A 16,734-nucleotide genomic window follows, 5' to 3' on the forward strand; every position below is an offset into this window, starting at 1 on the left:
GGAACCACCAAAACCCTCAACAACAACCCAACCACTATCCAACCTCCAACTCCACCCGGGCCCATCTCGAAAAGCCCTCAACGACCCACCGCATCACACCAACAACACGTACAGCTACAAAATGACAACTTGGCGGGGGGCGAAGAAAGAAGCAGGCCGATCAGGAAACATTTCAAATAATTCAATATTCATTTTATTTACTACTCTAGAACTTTTTCCTTTAAATACGCATTACTATCGACAATAAACCAGAATAGAGGCATATAATTTTATATTCATTTTTTTAATCAAGAGGGATATTATGAGGCTATGAATTGATAACGAAGGAGTTTTCAGATGTCTGCAACTGTGAAAAAGCAAATTTTCTTTGACCAGCAAAAGCTTGTAGACAATGCCTTCCGACCATCCTCCGAACTATTCCGAACAAACCTGGAACTATACCTCGTCGAATGGCACGAATATCTTCTGGAGACTGAGAAATGCGTCAATGCCTTCAAGAAGGAGCTGGATTACTATCAGACGCTCGCAGAACAGGACGCTTCCAGCTCGAGAAAAATGAAGCTTGCATCAGCACGCACAACACTATCAAAAGTCGCAAAGGAGTATAATGATCTTAACGGTGGATTTGCTCCACACTTCCATGATGCCTTCGCCGGATTCAAGAGCCGGCATCACAAATTCTCCCAGATTCTGAGTTCAATGAAAGTTTCTTCTCCTAAAGCCTTCAGCGAGTCTCTGGAGGTCGTGTCCAAGAAGCTTCCACGAGAGCTCATTGAAGAGATGAAACAACTCCCCTACCGCCACCCTGCAACTCTCTTCCTCAAGCTCTCATCAGCTCAGTACGAAGAGCTTAACCGTGCGGCTATCAAAGCTACTTCGGTCAAGTCGTCCGAATTTGAGGCTCCTGTCCTGCTGAGGCTCCTGTCCTGGTCGCTACCAGGATCAAGTGCCATGGCGCTAACTTCGGATCAGCGCACAAAGCGAAAACCAAGCGATTCAGCCTCAAAGCCCTGCTGAAGATTTTGAACCCATTTAACCTATGGAAACTTCTGACTCTCGGAATTTCCTGCAACTGATTCATAAATTCCAAGGAGGATACCCGAATGATTTACGCAAAAATACCCGCTTCGTGCATCGAACTGTTCGATAAAACCATTCGAGACAGCTACCTCGCAAGTGACGGAGATATTGATCGGGAGGGCATAGCGAGGGATTTTGGCTTTGAGATTGGGTCAACACCCAGGTTTTCAGTGCTACCGAAGGAGCCTGGCTACCTGTACTATCATGTGGCCTCTGAGCCGTGTGATGAGCAGTCTGACGATTCACTTGCCCATGTAACCGCCTAAGTTCCACCATAAGGGAGCCGGTGTGAGCTGGCTCTCTCTTTCCGCTCAGACATTGTCAAGGTCTGTGAAGTGATGGTATAAACAACTCAGAGGCTACTGAATCTTCGCCAACGTCGCAGCTCGCGTAAGAATCCAAACCACCGGAAATTGAATATAAGGGATGCTCGTGGGGGCATAGATCCACTGCGTTTCCTACACTTCTAAGGAAAACGTTGAAACCGAAGTCTCTGAGAGGTAAGCAAAAATATCTGCCTGAGCTGCATACTGAGTTATGCATATCCAAATTCTCGAAGCAGAAGCAATAATAAACAAATCGTGCTGGAGAACCCGCCCGGGATCTTACTCCCGAACAGCATCTCTGATCAGCTATCTCGTGTGACAAAGGCCAGCTTGCACATCTCAATCCCCATCTTTAATTGACTGTCATTGCCATCACGCTTGCCGAAAGCCCTCTTCCAACTGAAGAAAACGCCTCTGAAGGCGGCAGAACTTAACTCTAGTCGACGCAAGGACTCCTCTCCAAGGAATCCTGGAGCCCTGAGCACATCATGCTAAAGTCGATATTTGATCTTTATTGCGATAGCTTGCAAATATGGCCTTATGGAAATGGCTTCCTATAAAATCAACGGTTTGACATCTTATGACGACTTCATGACGTTGGCAGACAAGAGCTAAACGCCTTTGTCACAACCTCACAACCAACAATCACCGCTCCCAAACTTCACCGAAACCTTGCTGGGACAGCCTTTGACGATAAAAAACTTTCCATCCCATCTTGACGGCTGTCGCAAGGACCATGTAGAATTCAGGCTGCGAGCGGGCTTGCCGCGCGCAACGTGTGTGTCATAATGCCGTTATGAAATGGAAAAAAATGGAAATGAGGAGGTACATGACCTAAAGAAAGGAGAGTGAAATCCATGATCGAAACCATCAAAGCAGCCATCCGCTCGTTCATCCTGCACATTAGTTACCGAAGCAACTTTCAAAGCATACCGCGCAACGTTAAACGCAACTACGATCAAAGAGTTTGCGGACAAAAGCAAAAGATTGCCAAAACCAGAATTGGCAAGGTTCTTCCCGACTTGATTTTGGACAAAGTCGCACGAAATATTGCTTATCGCAAGGTCGTCCTCAGACATCTTCAACAGCAACTCCCTGGTAACAACGAAACACATCTGCTGGCCACACCAATCACTGTCAAAGCCGCCGAAGCCTATAAGAAAGAAAAGCTGATACTGATCGGACTCGAGTTGATTATCTATCTCTTCATCGCGGCTGTTTCAACTTTTGCGCTTGGAAAAACTCTTTCAAACATTGTCCCAGGGAACTGGCCAGTGATCCCAAATACCAATCTGAAATGGTCGATCATCCCCGGGTGCATCATCACAGTGCTCGCTGAAATTGCAGCCCTATGGATTTTTGATATCGGCCTAAACAAAACCTTGATCGCCTTCACCAATCACAAATTGTTCAAACCGTTGATAACCGGACTCTTTCTGATAGGTGTATCAGTAAGTGTTCCGATTTTTGGAATCAGAACAACTCACAATTATACATCACTCAATGCTGCAGACATACAGCAGAAAAATGCTGATGAAGAGGCTAATTGGAACGCCCAGCATGATACCTGGAAGCAAGAGCAGAACGAGGCCAAGCGCCGCAAGCAGGCTGCGGAAGACCAGATCCCAGGTCTAAACGAATCATATCTGGCTGAGCGATGGCCAACTGTCGACATCAAGGATAGACAAGGATGCGAGGATAATAAGCCATTGCCCGGTTTTACATGCCCAGAACCCAAGGCGGGGAAAAGAGTAACGAAGGCTTTTGGGTTGCTGCAAACTCAGAGAAACATCGTCGAACGGGCAGAGCAAGTGCTGGCCAAGGAAGAGCCGAAAAAGCCAGCAGGCGAAGCAATCCCGAATACCAAGGCGACAGACAATCTTTACCTGCTGTGGATCGGAATCGTTATAGCCAAGCTAACCCGGTTGATCGGGTTAAGGTTGGCTGACTCATGATAATCATAGCGAGAGAAGAATCAGCCAACACACGTGACATGCATGAATTCAAAGTTCAGCTTGTGGTTTACTATCTCTGCGAGTACCGGCAAACCAGCACCGCACTACTTGCAAGACTTCTTGATCAAAGCGTTCATTCAGCGTCCGGCTTCATAAGTAACCTGCTGAAAAAGGGCATCCTTAGGCGCCTCAAGAATCCCCACACTAAACACTCCCTGGTCGGGCTTTACGAAGGCGCTAAGCCTTACATGCCTGAGTCCGTGGATTGCTCACTGATATTCAAGAAAACGGTTCGGAAGAATATTGCCCATCATCTGGCGATCCAGGAGGCCACTTTTAAGTACATGCATCAATGCTCACGCATAACCTATTCCTCTCTCCCTAGAGCGATCAGAAAAGAGCATACGCGCAAGCCATTGACCGAAAATGATGTACCGTACCGGCCACACACCATGGAACTCGTGCCCGACACACTGCTGGAGCTGAAGAGCGGGAAAATTGCGGCCCTCGAAATGGAGCTTACAGATAAAGAGTCGCCCAATTATATCTATTGGATTTTTTCACAGTACGCGCGCGAAATCGCAGGCAGCAATCCACTCTCAGCGGTCGTGTTCGTATTTCCACCAGATGAAAAGGGTGGGGAAACTTCAAAAACCATGGACGCCTATAAACGTCTTTTAGCCCAAGAACATTGGCCTGTTATCCAGCGAAAGCTGGTTCCAGGGCACATAATCTACAAGCGGACTGGCGACTATTTCACACCTGATAAAGGGATCCGTAAATGCTTTCTCTTCGATATCCTGTGACCTCATAGCACAACGCATGCATTTTTTTGGCGGAGGGAAAGTAGAGATGCGGCAACTCCAGAAAAACTTCTGGTTTAACGTTGACGAGCGAATGATTTCTACAAAAAAATAGCATCGTCAAAGTATTCCGCGTAAATACCTTGACGATGCTATTGTTCATTTATTTAGATGTTTCGTCATCCGCCTCCGAATTAAGCCGAGACGCGAATACACAACCATCGTCAAACCCGTCGTTGTAGGTGGCATCCATCTCACTCTTGATGGTATTTATTGCCTCTGCAAACATATCCAACAGATACTCGTAAAAAGCGTTAGACATCGAAAAAACCTTTCTTTTTATTGTATGCGTTTTAAAAGCTTGCTTCGCGCAACGGCATACACATTGCTCGCGCAAAGTCGCACATGCAAACATAATCTAATCAAAACACTTAAAGGATTGTCGTTACAAAAGGATGGCTAAAGAAGAATAATGAATAACTGAAAATAGTTACAAGAGGGATGGCTAAAGAAGATATTTATCAACGTAAAATAATCACAAGGAAGCCTACCTGTTCTTTATACCGAAGTCGCATTTCAGCGTCAACTCCCCTGCGCAAACTTTTTTTAAAGCACAACGCCATGCAAAGCGACCAAACTGTTCAAATTTTTTAACACCGAAAAGTTGTCTGTCGACAAAGGCTTGGATGGGTCGATTTTGCGAACTAATTTCAGGCAGATCTCGCCACAGCGCTCGCGCGCATTTTTTCTAAGCATCAAAACCTGATTATCACTGCAACCCTCCACCCAATCCCATTTTTCGGTGCGACCTGCGTAGTTGATAACCTTGGCGATGACCTCTCCTGAATCAACACAAACGAAAAAGATGACTTCCATCACAGCTCCTTTCGTGCGCGGCTCTCTGCCAACTGTTCAATGAGCATGAGAATCGACCATGGAAGCAAACCTAGCGTGGTAGCAAGCCCGGAAGGCAATGATGTGCCACTGTTCATGAGCCACAAACCTCCTCCGCAGTATGTGATGAACACGACCGGGACAAAAAGCTGAACTCTCGAAAGGCGCTTCTCTGCGCTGGCAAGCTTCCGTTGTATCCTCTCATTCTCCTGCTTGGCATCTGCCATCTCCCAGAGAAGTTTCTTAGTTATCGTCAACGATGCGAAGGTGTGTCATAGCCTTATACCTTTGATCCGTTTTATTCATAATCGGCTGCGAAAGATTCGGTTTGATGAAGAGGCGATAAGCCCCAGCATTGATGCATTACTTGGACATCTATACTGGCCGTAAGAAATATCCCGGACTTGTGCTGAGCGGTCGATGCGAGGAAACGAACTCCTAAAATTGGAAGGGGGCCATGGTAAAGACCATGACCCCCTCTGAATTAAGACTTACTTCTCATCAGACTCCTCGTATCGGGCCTCAAGCCCATCGTTGTAGCCTGCTGTCCACGCCTGCTCGTGAAACAGTTCAATGGACTTTGCAAGCTGGTTAACAACACGAAGAAGCATAATGATGCAGTCAACATTCAGGTCACGCATAACGCGTTCCTCTTTCCCCTCGACAATCGAGGCATTGCAGCCTTTTGGCTTTCGCACCCAAGGCGAAGCAAAGGCAAGTTGGTGATGCCATTTTTTTGGGGAATTTTATTGCCATCTTGTTTGTCATCAAGGGCACAAGGCAGGTGATGACATTTCCATTTTTTTGGCCGCGGAAGCTGAAGGGTCGGCTGCGGCCATTTCAATCTACCTGCTCGTCAAGTGGGGTACGAGCAGTTCTCCATCTCGGGTTCATTCTCTCATAGCAGGGCCAGCATGTTTTGCTCCTATGAGCGCGCGAGTAAAAAAAATTGGGAACTCCACCTGACTGAGGGCCCAAGCCAATCAACGATAGGGAGCCGCGACAATCGAGGTCGGCATCTGGTGATCAGCGCCCCCGCCAGACCCAGACGTTTCAGCTGAAGCTTCACCGTCCCACTCATATTCCAACAGCTTCTCCATATAGTCACGCCCCCGCTGAACCATATTCTTCAGCTCGAGGAAGGCTGGAGATGGGATCGTCTGCCCACTCGTCTCACTCTGGTAGCGCGAAAGCGTCTCAGGCTTCATTCCCAAAAATACCGCCACATCTTTGTTGATGATCTTGTGGCGACGCTTGATGAGAGATAGCAGTTCCTCGACGTTGCCCGGAAGTGAGGCTTCCAGACCATTATCGAGAGAGTAGTCTTCCATCTCGATGACCGCTTCACCGCACTTCTTGCAAAGAGGAACTTCGACGTCCTTCAGAAGCTTGACCTTCCCGAACTCGGCGAGAGAGAAGAAACGGCCTTTGGCGTTCTGCCTAGTTATCCTGCCACCACATTCGCAAGTCATTGATTTCTCGACCATTAGGAACACTCCGAGGTGGTCGTTTCAGGAAAGGACACATAGTCCTATCGGCTATTTATGGGGAAAACTTGACGGTCTGTCAAGTTTTTATGGTAAGTATCCAGCATTACTTATCTTCCTTATCCATGATCTGGACTTCAGCCTTCTCACACACCACCTTTCCAGTGACTGCGGACGTCATCGAATGCAGGGGCAGATGGAAGCTAAGGTTGTAGACCGAGCCATCTTCCTTGAGCCTAAACTTAACGTACCAGTCCCAGCCCCTATACCCAGGCAGACCATAGACATCATAGGGCACCTTTTCGCCAGACTCATCATCCTTGATCCAAACGGTCTGGCAGAAGTTTTGAGCCTGGAGCTTCGCGAGACCTTCCAGGATTTCCTTTCGGACCCTTTCCCTGTCCGACGAGAAGTAGCCCATCCTCTGGCGATACATGTCGAGAGCACTCCCCCGAGCCGCCGAAACCTTCCGGGCTCGAACCGCTGCAAGTACCTGTTTCAAGTCGTAATGTGCCATCCAATCCCCCTGGTCCGTGTCACGTCCACCCCAGTACCGTCCGGCAGCAGACCTGTACCTTATCGGGGATCGAAAAAAACAGGCTGGGATTTGTCGAGACGTCGAAGAAAAATCAAAGCCGCCTCTGTCCGGACTGGCGCCGGCCATCTTTATCCTCAGCCGCCGCGGAACGTCATGCGGTTCGCTCGATCATGGCTGGAACGCGGATTCGCCTGCCAGGCGCCACCTGCCGTAAACCAAGTGACTGTCCGGCCTTCCTGGATCGACTGGTTGCCAGGAAGGCTTCTGCGGCCACAATTAAGAATTCAAGCCCCAGAGCGCGCAAATGCCTGCATTTCAGTGGAGCCTCCTCACATATCAGCTGCTCTGTAATATCAGGCATCGGCATCGAGCGGACCCGCTTTCGATCGAAACGCTCGATCCGCGCCACGCGATCGTTGCTAATGACCAGGGTGAAGGAACCCGAATCGAAAAGATGGGTAATTTGAAGCAGATCAAAATAGCTGTAATCGACTTTACAGGCCCTGCAGCGTATGCCCCCTTCCGCCGCGCAGACCGCACACTTTTCCAACACCTTCGACCGGCTACTTTTCAAGTGCCGAAAGCTCACCAGCCGTCGCTCGGGTCCATTAACGATATCGAGGTAGAGCCGGTTTTTGAGCTCGTAGAGCCGCCCGCGCTTACTGGGATCAGCCACGACCTTCGCATGGGCCGAAATGCTGACAGCCAGCAGCATTTTTATCGCCAGGGGACGCCTTTCATCCGGGAAGGAGTTGATGGCTTCAACCGCCCTGACAAGCGGCCCGAATTTGAGCGCGTCCGCCCTGGATTCACTGCCGAGGGCGATCCTGCTTGCGCACACAGAAATCGAAAAGACGCTCATTCTTTGCTGTCCCCTCCAAATATTTAGCAAAGGTTTGCCTGATGACCTTACTAAATTGACCCGGATGAATAGCCTGCAATTGCAGGCTCGTAGAGGGAACATTCAAGTTCACTTGCGGACTTGACGAACCCTCCTATGTCCCCTGGAGGTTAATATTAACATCTTCCGGAGGATTGCCCCATGAACAAGATCACCCGTGAAGACTGCGAACCCATATCCAACCTCACGATTTTCCGCGCCATCTCTTCTGGTCTTCTTCTTCTTGCGCTTGCAGCCCTCTTCATCGTCCCTCCCGTGTTGGATTTTAGAGCTACACTTCAGGAAGGACGCAATCTGACCCCGGAGCAAACTGACGATTATCAGAGGCTGGTGGCCAATCCAACAGACATCGCAATCTCCATGGCCGCCCACAAAATGCTCGAGCGGCCTGACATTGCAGCAATCTATGTTCAGCGCGGTAAAGAAGATTGGCCTGAATACAAGGTGTCGCTTCGCAAAGATGTATCTCCAGTGGACATCAGTCCATCTGCAAATATTGAAATGAAAGGCTTTCAAGTCCAAATCAACTACATTGCCAACAATAAAGTTGAACTCTGGAAAGTCTTTAACTTCATTAAATCAATCGGCTGCTTCATGTTTGGGTTGATAATTCTGTTTTTCCTGCACGATGCTGGACTGAAAACCTGGAGGAATTGGACCCGGAGCCCCGCCCCTCCCGCCAATGATCAGGCCCCCTCACCCGGGATTCGAGTTGTACGGTGAGCTAATGCGGGGCGGCGGTAGCTCATTTACACATCTTGCCAAGGGTCGCGCGTTAATCTTCGTGGATTTTCGTTTACTCCTATCAACTTTCATTGATTTCCGTCGATTTTCGTTTACTGACGTCGATCGGCACTGAGGACAGGGTTCTGCCGCGAAAACGGCCAGTGACATTACTCCGCAGATACCGCACGTAGCATGAATCTCAATGGCCTCGACCAGCCTCGACACCTGACTCTCATTCCATTTCTGACGTTTCATAAGACATCCTCTTGATCAGCGTTTGGCCCGACATTATCCGGCGCCCTGCGCGTGGGCCAGTGACATCGCTCTGGATAGGATGTCACCCGAAAGGAAGGGACGGCGGCGGGAGCCCCGTCGCAAATCTTGCCAAGGATTCTTCGCTTCCTTTCGCCGATTGGGCCAGAAGAGGATCGGAACGGACCGGATGCGCTCCAAAGCGGCAAAAGCGCCTACGCGTAAAGAACCGGCGTTTGGCTTATCCTGCACTAGCCCACTCGAGGCCCGAAAAATTGCGATCCAGCTGTCTCGCATCAGCCCTGCCTTTTTGTTGGGCTTGACCAACAACCGCCGAAGAAGTGCCCACTGGCTTGAAAACAACCCCTTGGTAGTCCAAATAAGCGTAATTTTAAAATTACTAGAATTACCAAATTACATCGTATACACAAAGCAGTCGCTGAAGAGGAGTATTGCGATGGCTCGATATTTTCTGAATCTGTTTTCCCCGGAAACCTGGAATGCCTTTAAGGCCGGTAATAGTGACACTACCGGGTTTAGTATGTCTCGCGAAACCCGCGCCAAATACCTTGTTCCGGGCGATCGCTTCATCTGCTATTTGACGAAGGAAAGTAAGTTTGTCGGTGTTCTCGAGATCGTCTCATCAAGCTTCATCGAGGCCAAAGATATAGGCTGGGGCGAGGGTTCCTATCCTGTTCGATTTCGCGTGAAACCGTTGGTAATCCTCGAGAGCGGCACAGAGGTCCCAGTAAAAGATCTCCTCCCAAGGCTGCTTGAGTATCAAGCTCTTACCCATAAAAACAGATGGTCATCAATGTTTCGCGGAAGCCTTAAGAGGTTCAGCGACACGGACGGTCAAACTCTTGAAGAAATGATTCGCGACGTTTCCGGAGGGAAACGGATCTCACGTCCCCTTGCAGCACAGGAACCGTTGACGTCGCCGTCTGCACCAAAAGTCAGCGATGAAGCTTCAGAAATCCAAAGACGCCTCAAAAAGCTGAAAGAGATGAACGACGCTGGCAAGATATCGCGAGAAGCATTCAGGCGCCACGAGGATCGCCTGATCAATGAGTACCTCAGCCTGCCTGATTAATTAAGTTCATTGAAGCACGCAAAAAAACATTACGTCGATGGAAGTCGAACGTTATCAGAACCAAGGTCCACGGAAGTATACATGGATTTTATCGCGAACGTCGCCAATGGAAAATATTTCATGAATCTCGTCGCTAATCTAGCGCGTTTTGACATTAGCGAGGTGTTATGCGCCGTGGCGTATGCCCAAAGAAAGATGGAAATTTTCGACTACTGCCATCAGAATTCAATCAAACTGAAATTTTGGGGCAGATATGATCACACTGTCCCCGTGTCGACCATGATCCTGGAGTCATTCATCAATCGAAGCTCTGATCTATACAGGTGCTATCTCGTCAAAGAACTTTTCCACCCTAAAGTATACTGGTTTCGGGGTTATGGCGCCTATATAGGTTCCGCTAACATCGGCGACAAGGCTTGGTTCAACAACGTGGAAGCGGGACTCTTCCTGACAGAAGATGATTTGCTGCAAACAGGTATGGGAAACGAGCTTGAGAATTTTTTCGCGTACCTGTCGAAGCCTTCTGTTTCAACCATGCTTAACAGCGACATATTGAAGGAAATCAAGCAGCAGGAAGCAAGGTATTCTGAGGAAAGAAAGCAGCTCGATGCAAAGGCACAGGACCGTGTTTCGCTTATCCCTGACTTCAGACCAGAAATCCTGACGGAAAAAAAGTCATCAGAACGTCGAAAAGATGAGTTCCTGAAGGAATGGAACGCGACGCTTAACATCATTCGCGAAGTAGCAGCTGAGGTCATAAAAGACGAGAATCGCCCCAGCTGGATTCCCAAGGACATTCCTGCTGGCGTTCAGGTAGATCAATTTCTCCACTCCTTTTATTATGCCCGAACCCGTGCAACTGAAGGTCGTAACAAATATCTCTACGAGGAACACTTTGAAAAGAACAAAGGTTCGGTAAAAAATGCTCTGTTACGCGAAATGTCCTGGTGGAAAAGTACAAAGACAGGGCCTGTCGGCGAAGAAAGCTTTATCAAAGACCGATCTCCCCGGCTCAAAGAGCTACTGAGCAAGGAGAAAGTCGCAAGGTTAACCGAGACAGAATTCATAGAACTATGTTCGCTTTTCCACGCATTCAACAACGTTTCGAGGTATTTCCCGCCCAGAGATCTTGGCCTATCGGGCAAGGATGCCACTCTCGAAATTAAAAAGCCTTTGGCTGCGAGATTGGTCTATAATTCTATCGCATCCAACGGTCTCAAAGTCCCAGAGATCCTGTATTTTGTGCTTTATGGAGGGCCGACTGAGCAGGTCGTTCATCGTCTCTATGAAGCATGGAATAATAAGGAGTACCGTATCCCGAGATTCGGCCGCAGCTGTTATGGTGAGCTGGTCGGCTGGGCATTGCCTGAACATTATCCACCTCGCAACGATAGAACCAACAAGGCACTTCGAGGTCTCGGCTATGATGTGGTGGTATGGAACCCATCAGCAACCGATGGAGAATGATCAAGGAAATATGGCAAGCAGTTTGCGTCCAACAGACCGAAGCCAGGACAAGCCTTGACGCTCGTCCCGGCAGATCCTTGCACTGACGCTATTTAGGATGGTGGGCTTTGCCCGTGAACCGGGGATTCTGCCTCGGGGGGTATACCGCTATCTTCCCCGAGAGTTCTCCTGGCTCGCTTTGTAGCGAGGCCCTTCGCGACCCTCCTCGCTTCCTTTTCCAGGTAGGCGTCTCTATATTCTGGATCCTCCTGCATCTTGCGCTCGTGCTCCAGTTTTCGCGCCGCCTTTCTCTCCTCGTTCTCCTGTTCCCTTTTGATCCGCCGTTCCCGTTCCTTTTCGCGTCGTTCGGCTTCTCTTTCCTCGCGTTCCCTTTCCTCCCTCTCGCGCCGTTTTTTGGCCTCTATCTTTTTCTGCTGGGCTTCGTCCGGAGCCAGCATAGGAATAGTGACCTTCATGAAGTGGGCTGGCTTATAGGCAATGTAATACGGGGAGCCTTTTTTGCGACTTTCCGGGATCAGCTCGTCGGGCACTGCTGCGATCAATCCTCCTTCATCAAGAGTAACCTCCTCAATCCGTTCGTAATCTCCAGTCCAGAGTGCCACCTTCTCCTCGTGATCGGTGTATTCCAGGGTGAGGTAAACATTCACCGCCTTTACCCGGACATTGAGAGGGAGATTTTCACGCACCTGACGGAGGGCCGTTGCTGCGAGGATCGCGCGATCCCCCTTGGCCCGGCATTTCTTATCAATAACAATTCTCATGACAAAAAAACTTTCTGGCAGAAAAAATTCTGGATGGGCAGGAGCATAGCACGCGTCAGCCATCGAATCATCTCTCTCGATCCGGGAAGACGAGGCTCGGGTTAAATGGGACGATCGCGCCCAAAATGCCATAGTCTTTTCCTGGTGTTTACTCCGTCGGCTGAAGGAGGTGGACCCGTTCAAGTTCGGAACTCGACGTTTTGGAGGGCCCTTGCATGGACTATGAACGCGTATACGGAATCAAACGATTTCCAAAAGTAACCCCACCGTTTCGGCCCAAGCCGAGTGAGAGAGATTACAAAGAGATCGGGGACTACAATGTCCCCCCTTTCAATGACGACAGGAGATTGTCAGGTCTCGACGATCTTGAAACAGCGATAGCAATCGACCGTCAGGAGTCTGGACAGATGTTCGATGGGGCGCTTCTCTATGAAGTGCTTGAGAAGAAGCCGGATGGAACAGTCGAAATCTGGGAGTATGAGCATGAGGTCAAATTTGAGCTGAAGCGCGTTCGGAAGGTTGACAAGGTGATAACGGAAGCCTGTCACCTCTGTGGGACGAATGTTGCGGCCTGGACCAGATGCGAAAGGATTTCCGACTGTCCAAATTGCCGCAAAGCAACCAGCCATGTCCAGTGTCTTAAATGCGAGCACGAGATTGAAAGTGAACTCCTGAACTAAAATCACGCAACCCAAAGCCTAAGGATAAATCATGGAGACATGTGCAAGATGCGGAGCCATCGAATTTGAAGGCAAGGACTTCATGGAAGTTAAAATGCCGCTTTTTTCGCTTCGTAGCGAAAAAGCCCGGCTTTGGCCGGAGCATATTCTGAAGGTATTTGCCCTGCAGGCCGCCGGCAATGAAATATCCGCGAGTTCGATGTGGCTCGCGGTCTACCTCGCCAGTCATACCTGCTTTCATGCCCCTTCAGGCGATGGCTATATTGCTCTGAAAGCGCGACGAACATTCACTGAGATCAAAAGCCTCGGGATGACAGAAGAAGGTATCAAGCGTGCGCTGGATGAACTCTATGCTTTGGAGTTCGGCAAACTAGGAAAGGATTTCTATGTCTGTTTCTCCGACGAGTTTCTTGAGCAGGAACTGCCTGAGTATCGGGCAGATCTGAAAGCAAGATGGATGCAGGAAATGAGCGAGTGATGGAAACGATCAAGTCAACCTAAACAGCGGAGCATGCCATGAGAGAAGCTAACCTTGAATTTCTTGAATGGATGGAAAAGCAGGGCATTTCCTTCGAGACGGGCGGACATCAGTTTGAGCGGATCTTTGACCATCTGCACCTCCGCGAGTGGAATACGTCAGTCGAAGCGGTATGGGCTCTCCTCAACCACGACTTCGAGCAATATATGGCTCTGCGGTTTTCCTGGATACTTTCCCCAGGCCAGATCAAGGCTATTGTGAAGATGTATCATGAGCTTCAAAGCAAGGACTCACACATTCATGGCTACTACTCAGACCAGCTTGTGCTCGATAGGGACGGGGCTTTTCATCAGACTGCCAAGGCCCTTGGCTGCCAGGGCATAACCACCAAGGGCAGACGCTGCGGCAATAGCCTTGTCGCAAACCCGGAGCAGACATTTCTTAACTGCGGTGCGTTTATAGAAGGAGTGGATGTTCCGGCTGGAAGTCTTTTCCGGTGGTTTTGTGAGCATCATGAGCATCAGAGGAATGAGCTTCGCCCTGGCCCAAACTAACCCGGACGCGGCGTTCGTATTTGCACTTCTCAGCACTCGTCTTCAGAAACTGATCGTTATCTTATAGTTCACTGATAGTTTTCTGATGCTTCTTTCAGCCTTTTCCCTGCACGTTTCCGAACATTACCTAGCAAAATCGCTACCTATCTTTGCATGAAATTGAATTTTAATTGATTAAGAGAGCCGATGATGAAACGATATTAGTGTCTAAGAACACAAAATACGTCTCACGCACGGTGCCGATATGACCAAAGACAAGAAGATCAAGACGAAGATCCCCTCTTTTCGCGAACATCTTTTTACGCCGAATCAACTTGTCGATCTCACTGGTCTCTCCCGATCCACAGTTTGGAGAAAGGCTATGCCCGTTCGCCAAGGGGCTACAGGTGCCAAGACCGAGCTTTCGTGGGAAGATCTGGTTGAGCTGTATAAAGTGGCGGGTCGAAAACGTCGCGAAAGTGACAATAAGATTCTGGTCTTTGGCAACCTCAAAGGCGGAGTGGGAAAGTCTTCTCTCTCGTCGCAGGTGGCAATGCGCGCAAGCTCGCTTGGCCATAAGACTCTTCTGATTGATCTTGACCCACAGGCGCATGCGAGCATGGCTCTTGGCTTCAGCAACCTCGATGAAGATACGCCTACAATCATGGATTGTCTCATTGGCAAAGGCTCTGAGAAGCTGCCAATCAGCGACGTTATTCAAGAGGTCACCCCGTTCCTGTCGATCATTCCTGCCAACCTCTCTCTGAACTTCCTTGAAATTAAGCTGCAGCCGGACCACCGGAGGGCTGAACGACTCCGCTCATTACTCGGCCCTATCCGAGACGAGTGGGATCTGATCATTATCGACACCAATCCGTCGGCCAGCACGGTCAATATCAGCGCGTATTTGGCTGCGGATCAGCTGCTGATTGTCTGCGCCACTGACTATCTCTCTGTTACCGGCCTGCGGCAGCTGTTCGAGATCCTGAAGGATCTTCAGGGCGACTTCGAGGACTTTGCTCCCGATATCAAGGTTGTTCCGAACCTGTTCGATGTACGCGAAGCCATGGCTCAGACGAGCCTTGGTACGCTTAGGCAGAGCTATGGCGACTACCTTTCCAATACGGTCGTGCGGAAGAATGTTGACCTCAAAGAAGCACAGAGCCTCGCCCAGGCCGTGTGGCTTTATAACCGCAAATCGCCCGCGAGCGAGGATATTGTCTCCCTCACCGATGAGCTGCTGGCCGATGGAGCGCGTCAATGACCATCAAAACACGGGAACCTGATGATCGCTTCAAGGCTCAGGTCCCTGACTTCAAACTGAAGACGCGGTCCAAGTACCGCACCTGGAGGGGCGACCCGGACCAGGAGCCGCCGATCGTGGTCCCCATGGAGGGAGCGCCTGAAGCAGTGGCACCGGCAGAACCGCAATCACTCCCAAAGGCTCAGGAACCATCAGAAAACGATCAGAAAACAGTCAGCAATCAATCTGAAAACGACCAGATAACGAAGGTTAAACCATCAGATAACGACCAGAAATATATCAGTGAACGATCAGAAAACGATCAAACAAAAGTCGTTTCGTCAGATAACGGCCAGAAAACTATCAGCAAACTGTCAGCCAAAGCATCAGTGAGCGATAAGAAAGCCACAAGAGAACGATCAGAAAACGATCAGAGAACAACCAGAACAATTGCGTCTGATCGACTTAGCTACTCGTCGCTTGTAGGGCTTCAAAAAATGCTGGTGGATTACTATTACGAGTCCATTCAGGCAAATGGCGGTGAGGTTACTCACGAGATCAGGTCAAAGGATCTTCAGGAGCTGACAGGAAGCAGCCCACAGACGATTATTGATGCCAATTATCAGCTGGCAAAAAGAGGGTATATTCATCGCGCAGAGCGCAAGGATGGACGTGCCGGCTGGACCAAATTCAGTATTGATCGCTCCGTCAAGGAAGAGATCCACAAACTGTTAATGATCAGGGAACGATCAGAAAACGATCAGGGAACGATCAGAAAACTATCCGCCAAACCATCAGACAAACGATCAGATGGGGCCCCTAGTAGTAGTAGTCTTTCTTCTTACTACTCTGAAGACGTTCCAAATCAATCCACCACCCCAACAACTACTACTGGCGAGAGCCCCCGCGGTTTGTCGACCGACTATGGATGGACGAGCCTTATCGACATTCCGACGGAGGTATCGCATCTGATCAATGAAAGCCATCTGCGGCAGCTGGCAAGGCACGGATTCACGACAGACGACATCGAGGTGGTGCAGTCGTCGCTCGACAACCTAGCCTTTGCTCTTAACATTGGGCAGCAGTACAAGAACCCCGCTGGCCTGTTCATGGCTGCGATGAAGCGAGACGGCTACCTGTCACCGGTCGAAAGCCCTGAATTTAACCGATTGCGCGCACGGCAGTTGATGGAGGCAGACAAGGCAAGGTTTGAGGCGGCAGTCCAAAGCGAAGTTCAGCGACTGGCCCACGAGAGGGCAGATCGGAAAGGTGCCAGCCTGGATGACGTGCCGTTCTAAGGCTCAAATTCCGCCGTGGAAGCCTCCACTTGTCAAAACTAGGCGAGAAGGCGGTCGATACCGAAAGATAGAGCCTAAGGGGCGTTTTGGATCTCAAGAGCACACTTTAAAGCCAGTTCCCGCTACAGACAAACATGAGGAATGCATGGCCATTCTTGAGGGATCTGATCCCAAAATTGAGGGTCTGGTCTTCAAAGCCTGGACGACGAAGGGCTGGGA

17 protein-coding genes are annotated in these 16,734 nt (G+C 49.6%); 11 read left to right on the forward strand and 6 right to left on the reverse strand.

The annotated features are described in order from the left end of the window. The first annotated feature begins 336 nt into the window (after positions 1–336). From VFO10_RS18045 to VFO10_RS18055, 3 genes are all read left to right on the forward strand, one after another. On the forward strand, positions 337–1,017 hold the full coding sequence (locus VFO10_RS18045; RefSeq protein ID WP_325142714.1) for a hypothetical protein: 681 nt from the start codon (positions 337–339) through the stop codon (positions 1,015–1,017). A gap of 1,246 nt (positions 1,018–2,263) precedes the next feature. Beyond that, complete coding sequence (locus VFO10_RS18050) at positions 2,264–3,361, forward strand: hypothetical protein (protein WP_325142716.1); 1,098 nt, start codon at positions 2,264–2,266, stop codon at positions 3,359–3,361. Continuing rightward, positions 3,358–4,167, forward strand: a complete 810-nt coding sequence (locus tag VFO10_RS18055) for a hypothetical protein (protein ID WP_325142718.1) — start codon at positions 3,358–3,360, stop codon at positions 4,165–4,167. Before VFO10_RS18050 ends, VFO10_RS18055 begins: the two co-directional genes overlap by 4 nt. 603 nt (positions 4,168–4,770) lie before the next feature. Here the strand turns inward: VFO10_RS18055 and VFO10_RS18060 are convergent. From VFO10_RS18060 to VFO10_RS18080, 5 genes are all read right to left on the reverse strand, one after another. Beyond that, entirely contained in the window at positions 4,771–5,040 is a 270-nt protein-coding gene (locus VFO10_RS18060) for a hypothetical protein (protein WP_325142720.1), read from the reverse strand. A 509-nt stretch (positions 5,041–5,549) separates the two neighbouring features. After that, a complete protein-coding gene (locus VFO10_RS18065; protein ID WP_325142722.1) occupies positions 5,550–5,699 on the reverse strand; it encodes a hypothetical protein in 150 nt (49 codons plus the stop codon). Positions 5,700–6,041: 342 nt separating this feature from the next. Next, on the reverse strand, positions 6,042–6,545 hold the full coding sequence (locus tag VFO10_RS18070; RefSeq protein WP_325142724.1) for a hypothetical protein: 504 nt from the start codon (positions 6,543–6,545) through the stop codon (positions 6,042–6,044). Positions 6,546–6,651: 106 nt separating this feature from the next. After that, positions 6,652–7,209 carry a type II toxin-antitoxin system MqsR family toxin gene (locus tag VFO10_RS18075; RefSeq protein ID WP_325142726.1) on the reverse strand — a complete coding sequence of 186 codons (558 nt, stop codon included), beginning with the start codon at positions 7,207–7,209 and terminating at the stop codon, positions 6,652–6,654. A gap of 25 nt (positions 7,210–7,234) precedes the next feature. Beyond that, complete coding sequence (locus tag VFO10_RS18080; RefSeq protein ID WP_325142727.1) at positions 7,235–7,945, reverse strand: hypothetical protein; 711 nt, start codon at positions 7,943–7,945, stop codon at positions 7,235–7,237. Between the two features lie 180 nt (positions 7,946–8,125). Between VFO10_RS18080 and VFO10_RS18085 the strand changes: the two genes are divergently transcribed. The 3 genes from VFO10_RS18085 (at position 8,126) to VFO10_RS18095 (ending at position 11,522) form a co-directional block, all read left to right on the forward strand. After that, entirely contained in the window at positions 8,126–8,707 is a 582-nt protein-coding gene (locus VFO10_RS18085) for a hypothetical protein (RefSeq protein WP_325142729.1), read from the forward strand. Between the two features lie 445 nt (positions 8,708–9,152). Then, positions 9,153–10,055 carry a hypothetical protein gene (locus VFO10_RS18090; RefSeq protein ID WP_325142731.1) on the forward strand — a complete coding sequence of 301 codons (903 nt, stop codon included), beginning with the start codon at positions 9,153–9,155 and terminating at the stop codon, positions 10,053–10,055. A gap of 81 nt (positions 10,056–10,136) precedes the next feature. After that, positions 10,137–11,522, forward strand: coding sequence for a phospholipase D-like domain-containing protein (locus tag VFO10_RS18095; protein WP_325142733.1), 1,386 nt, complete (start codon positions 10,137–10,139; stop codon positions 11,520–11,522). A 92-nt stretch (positions 11,523–11,614) separates the two neighbouring features. On the opposite strand, the gene VFO10_RS18100 is transcribed toward VFO10_RS18095, so the two are convergent. Continuing rightward, positions 11,615–12,283 (reverse strand): hypothetical protein, encoded by a 669-nt coding sequence (locus VFO10_RS18100; RefSeq protein WP_325142736.1) that lies wholly within the window; start codon positions 12,281–12,283, stop codon positions 11,615–11,617. Between the two features lie 215 nt (positions 12,284–12,498). On the opposite strand from VFO10_RS18100, the gene VFO10_RS18105 reads away from it, so the two are divergent. The 5 genes from VFO10_RS18105 (at position 12,499) to VFO10_RS18125 (ending at position 16,515) form a co-directional block, all read left to right on the forward strand. Continuing rightward, positions 12,499–12,963 (forward strand): hypothetical protein, encoded by a 465-nt coding sequence (locus VFO10_RS18105; RefSeq protein WP_325142738.1) that lies wholly within the window; start codon positions 12,499–12,501, stop codon positions 12,961–12,963. A gap of 31 nt (positions 12,964–12,994) precedes the next feature. Continuing rightward, a complete protein-coding gene (locus VFO10_RS18110) occupies positions 12,995–13,441 on the forward strand; it encodes a hypothetical protein (protein ID WP_325142740.1) in 447 nt (148 codons plus the stop codon). A gap of 38 nt (positions 13,442–13,479) precedes the next feature. Further along, entirely contained in the window at positions 13,480–13,995 is a 516-nt protein-coding gene (locus tag VFO10_RS18115; protein WP_325142742.1) for a hypothetical protein, read from the forward strand. 244 nt (positions 13,996–14,239) lie between these two features. Next, positions 14,240–15,238 (forward strand): ParA family protein, encoded by a 999-nt coding sequence (locus tag VFO10_RS18120; RefSeq protein ID WP_325142744.1) that lies wholly within the window; start codon positions 14,240–14,242, stop codon positions 15,236–15,238. Continuing rightward, positions 15,235–16,515 (forward strand): hypothetical protein, encoded by a 1,281-nt coding sequence (locus VFO10_RS18125; protein ID WP_325142746.1) that lies wholly within the window; start codon positions 15,235–15,237, stop codon positions 16,513–16,515. The genes VFO10_RS18120 and VFO10_RS18125 overlap by 4 nt, the downstream gene beginning before the upstream one ends. The last annotated feature ends 219 nt before the right edge of the window (positions 16,516–16,734 follow it).

This window comes from Oligoflexus sp. (assembly GCF_035712445.1).
GTDB lineage: Bacteria > Bdellovibrionota_B > Oligoflexia > Oligoflexales > Oligoflexaceae > Oligoflexus.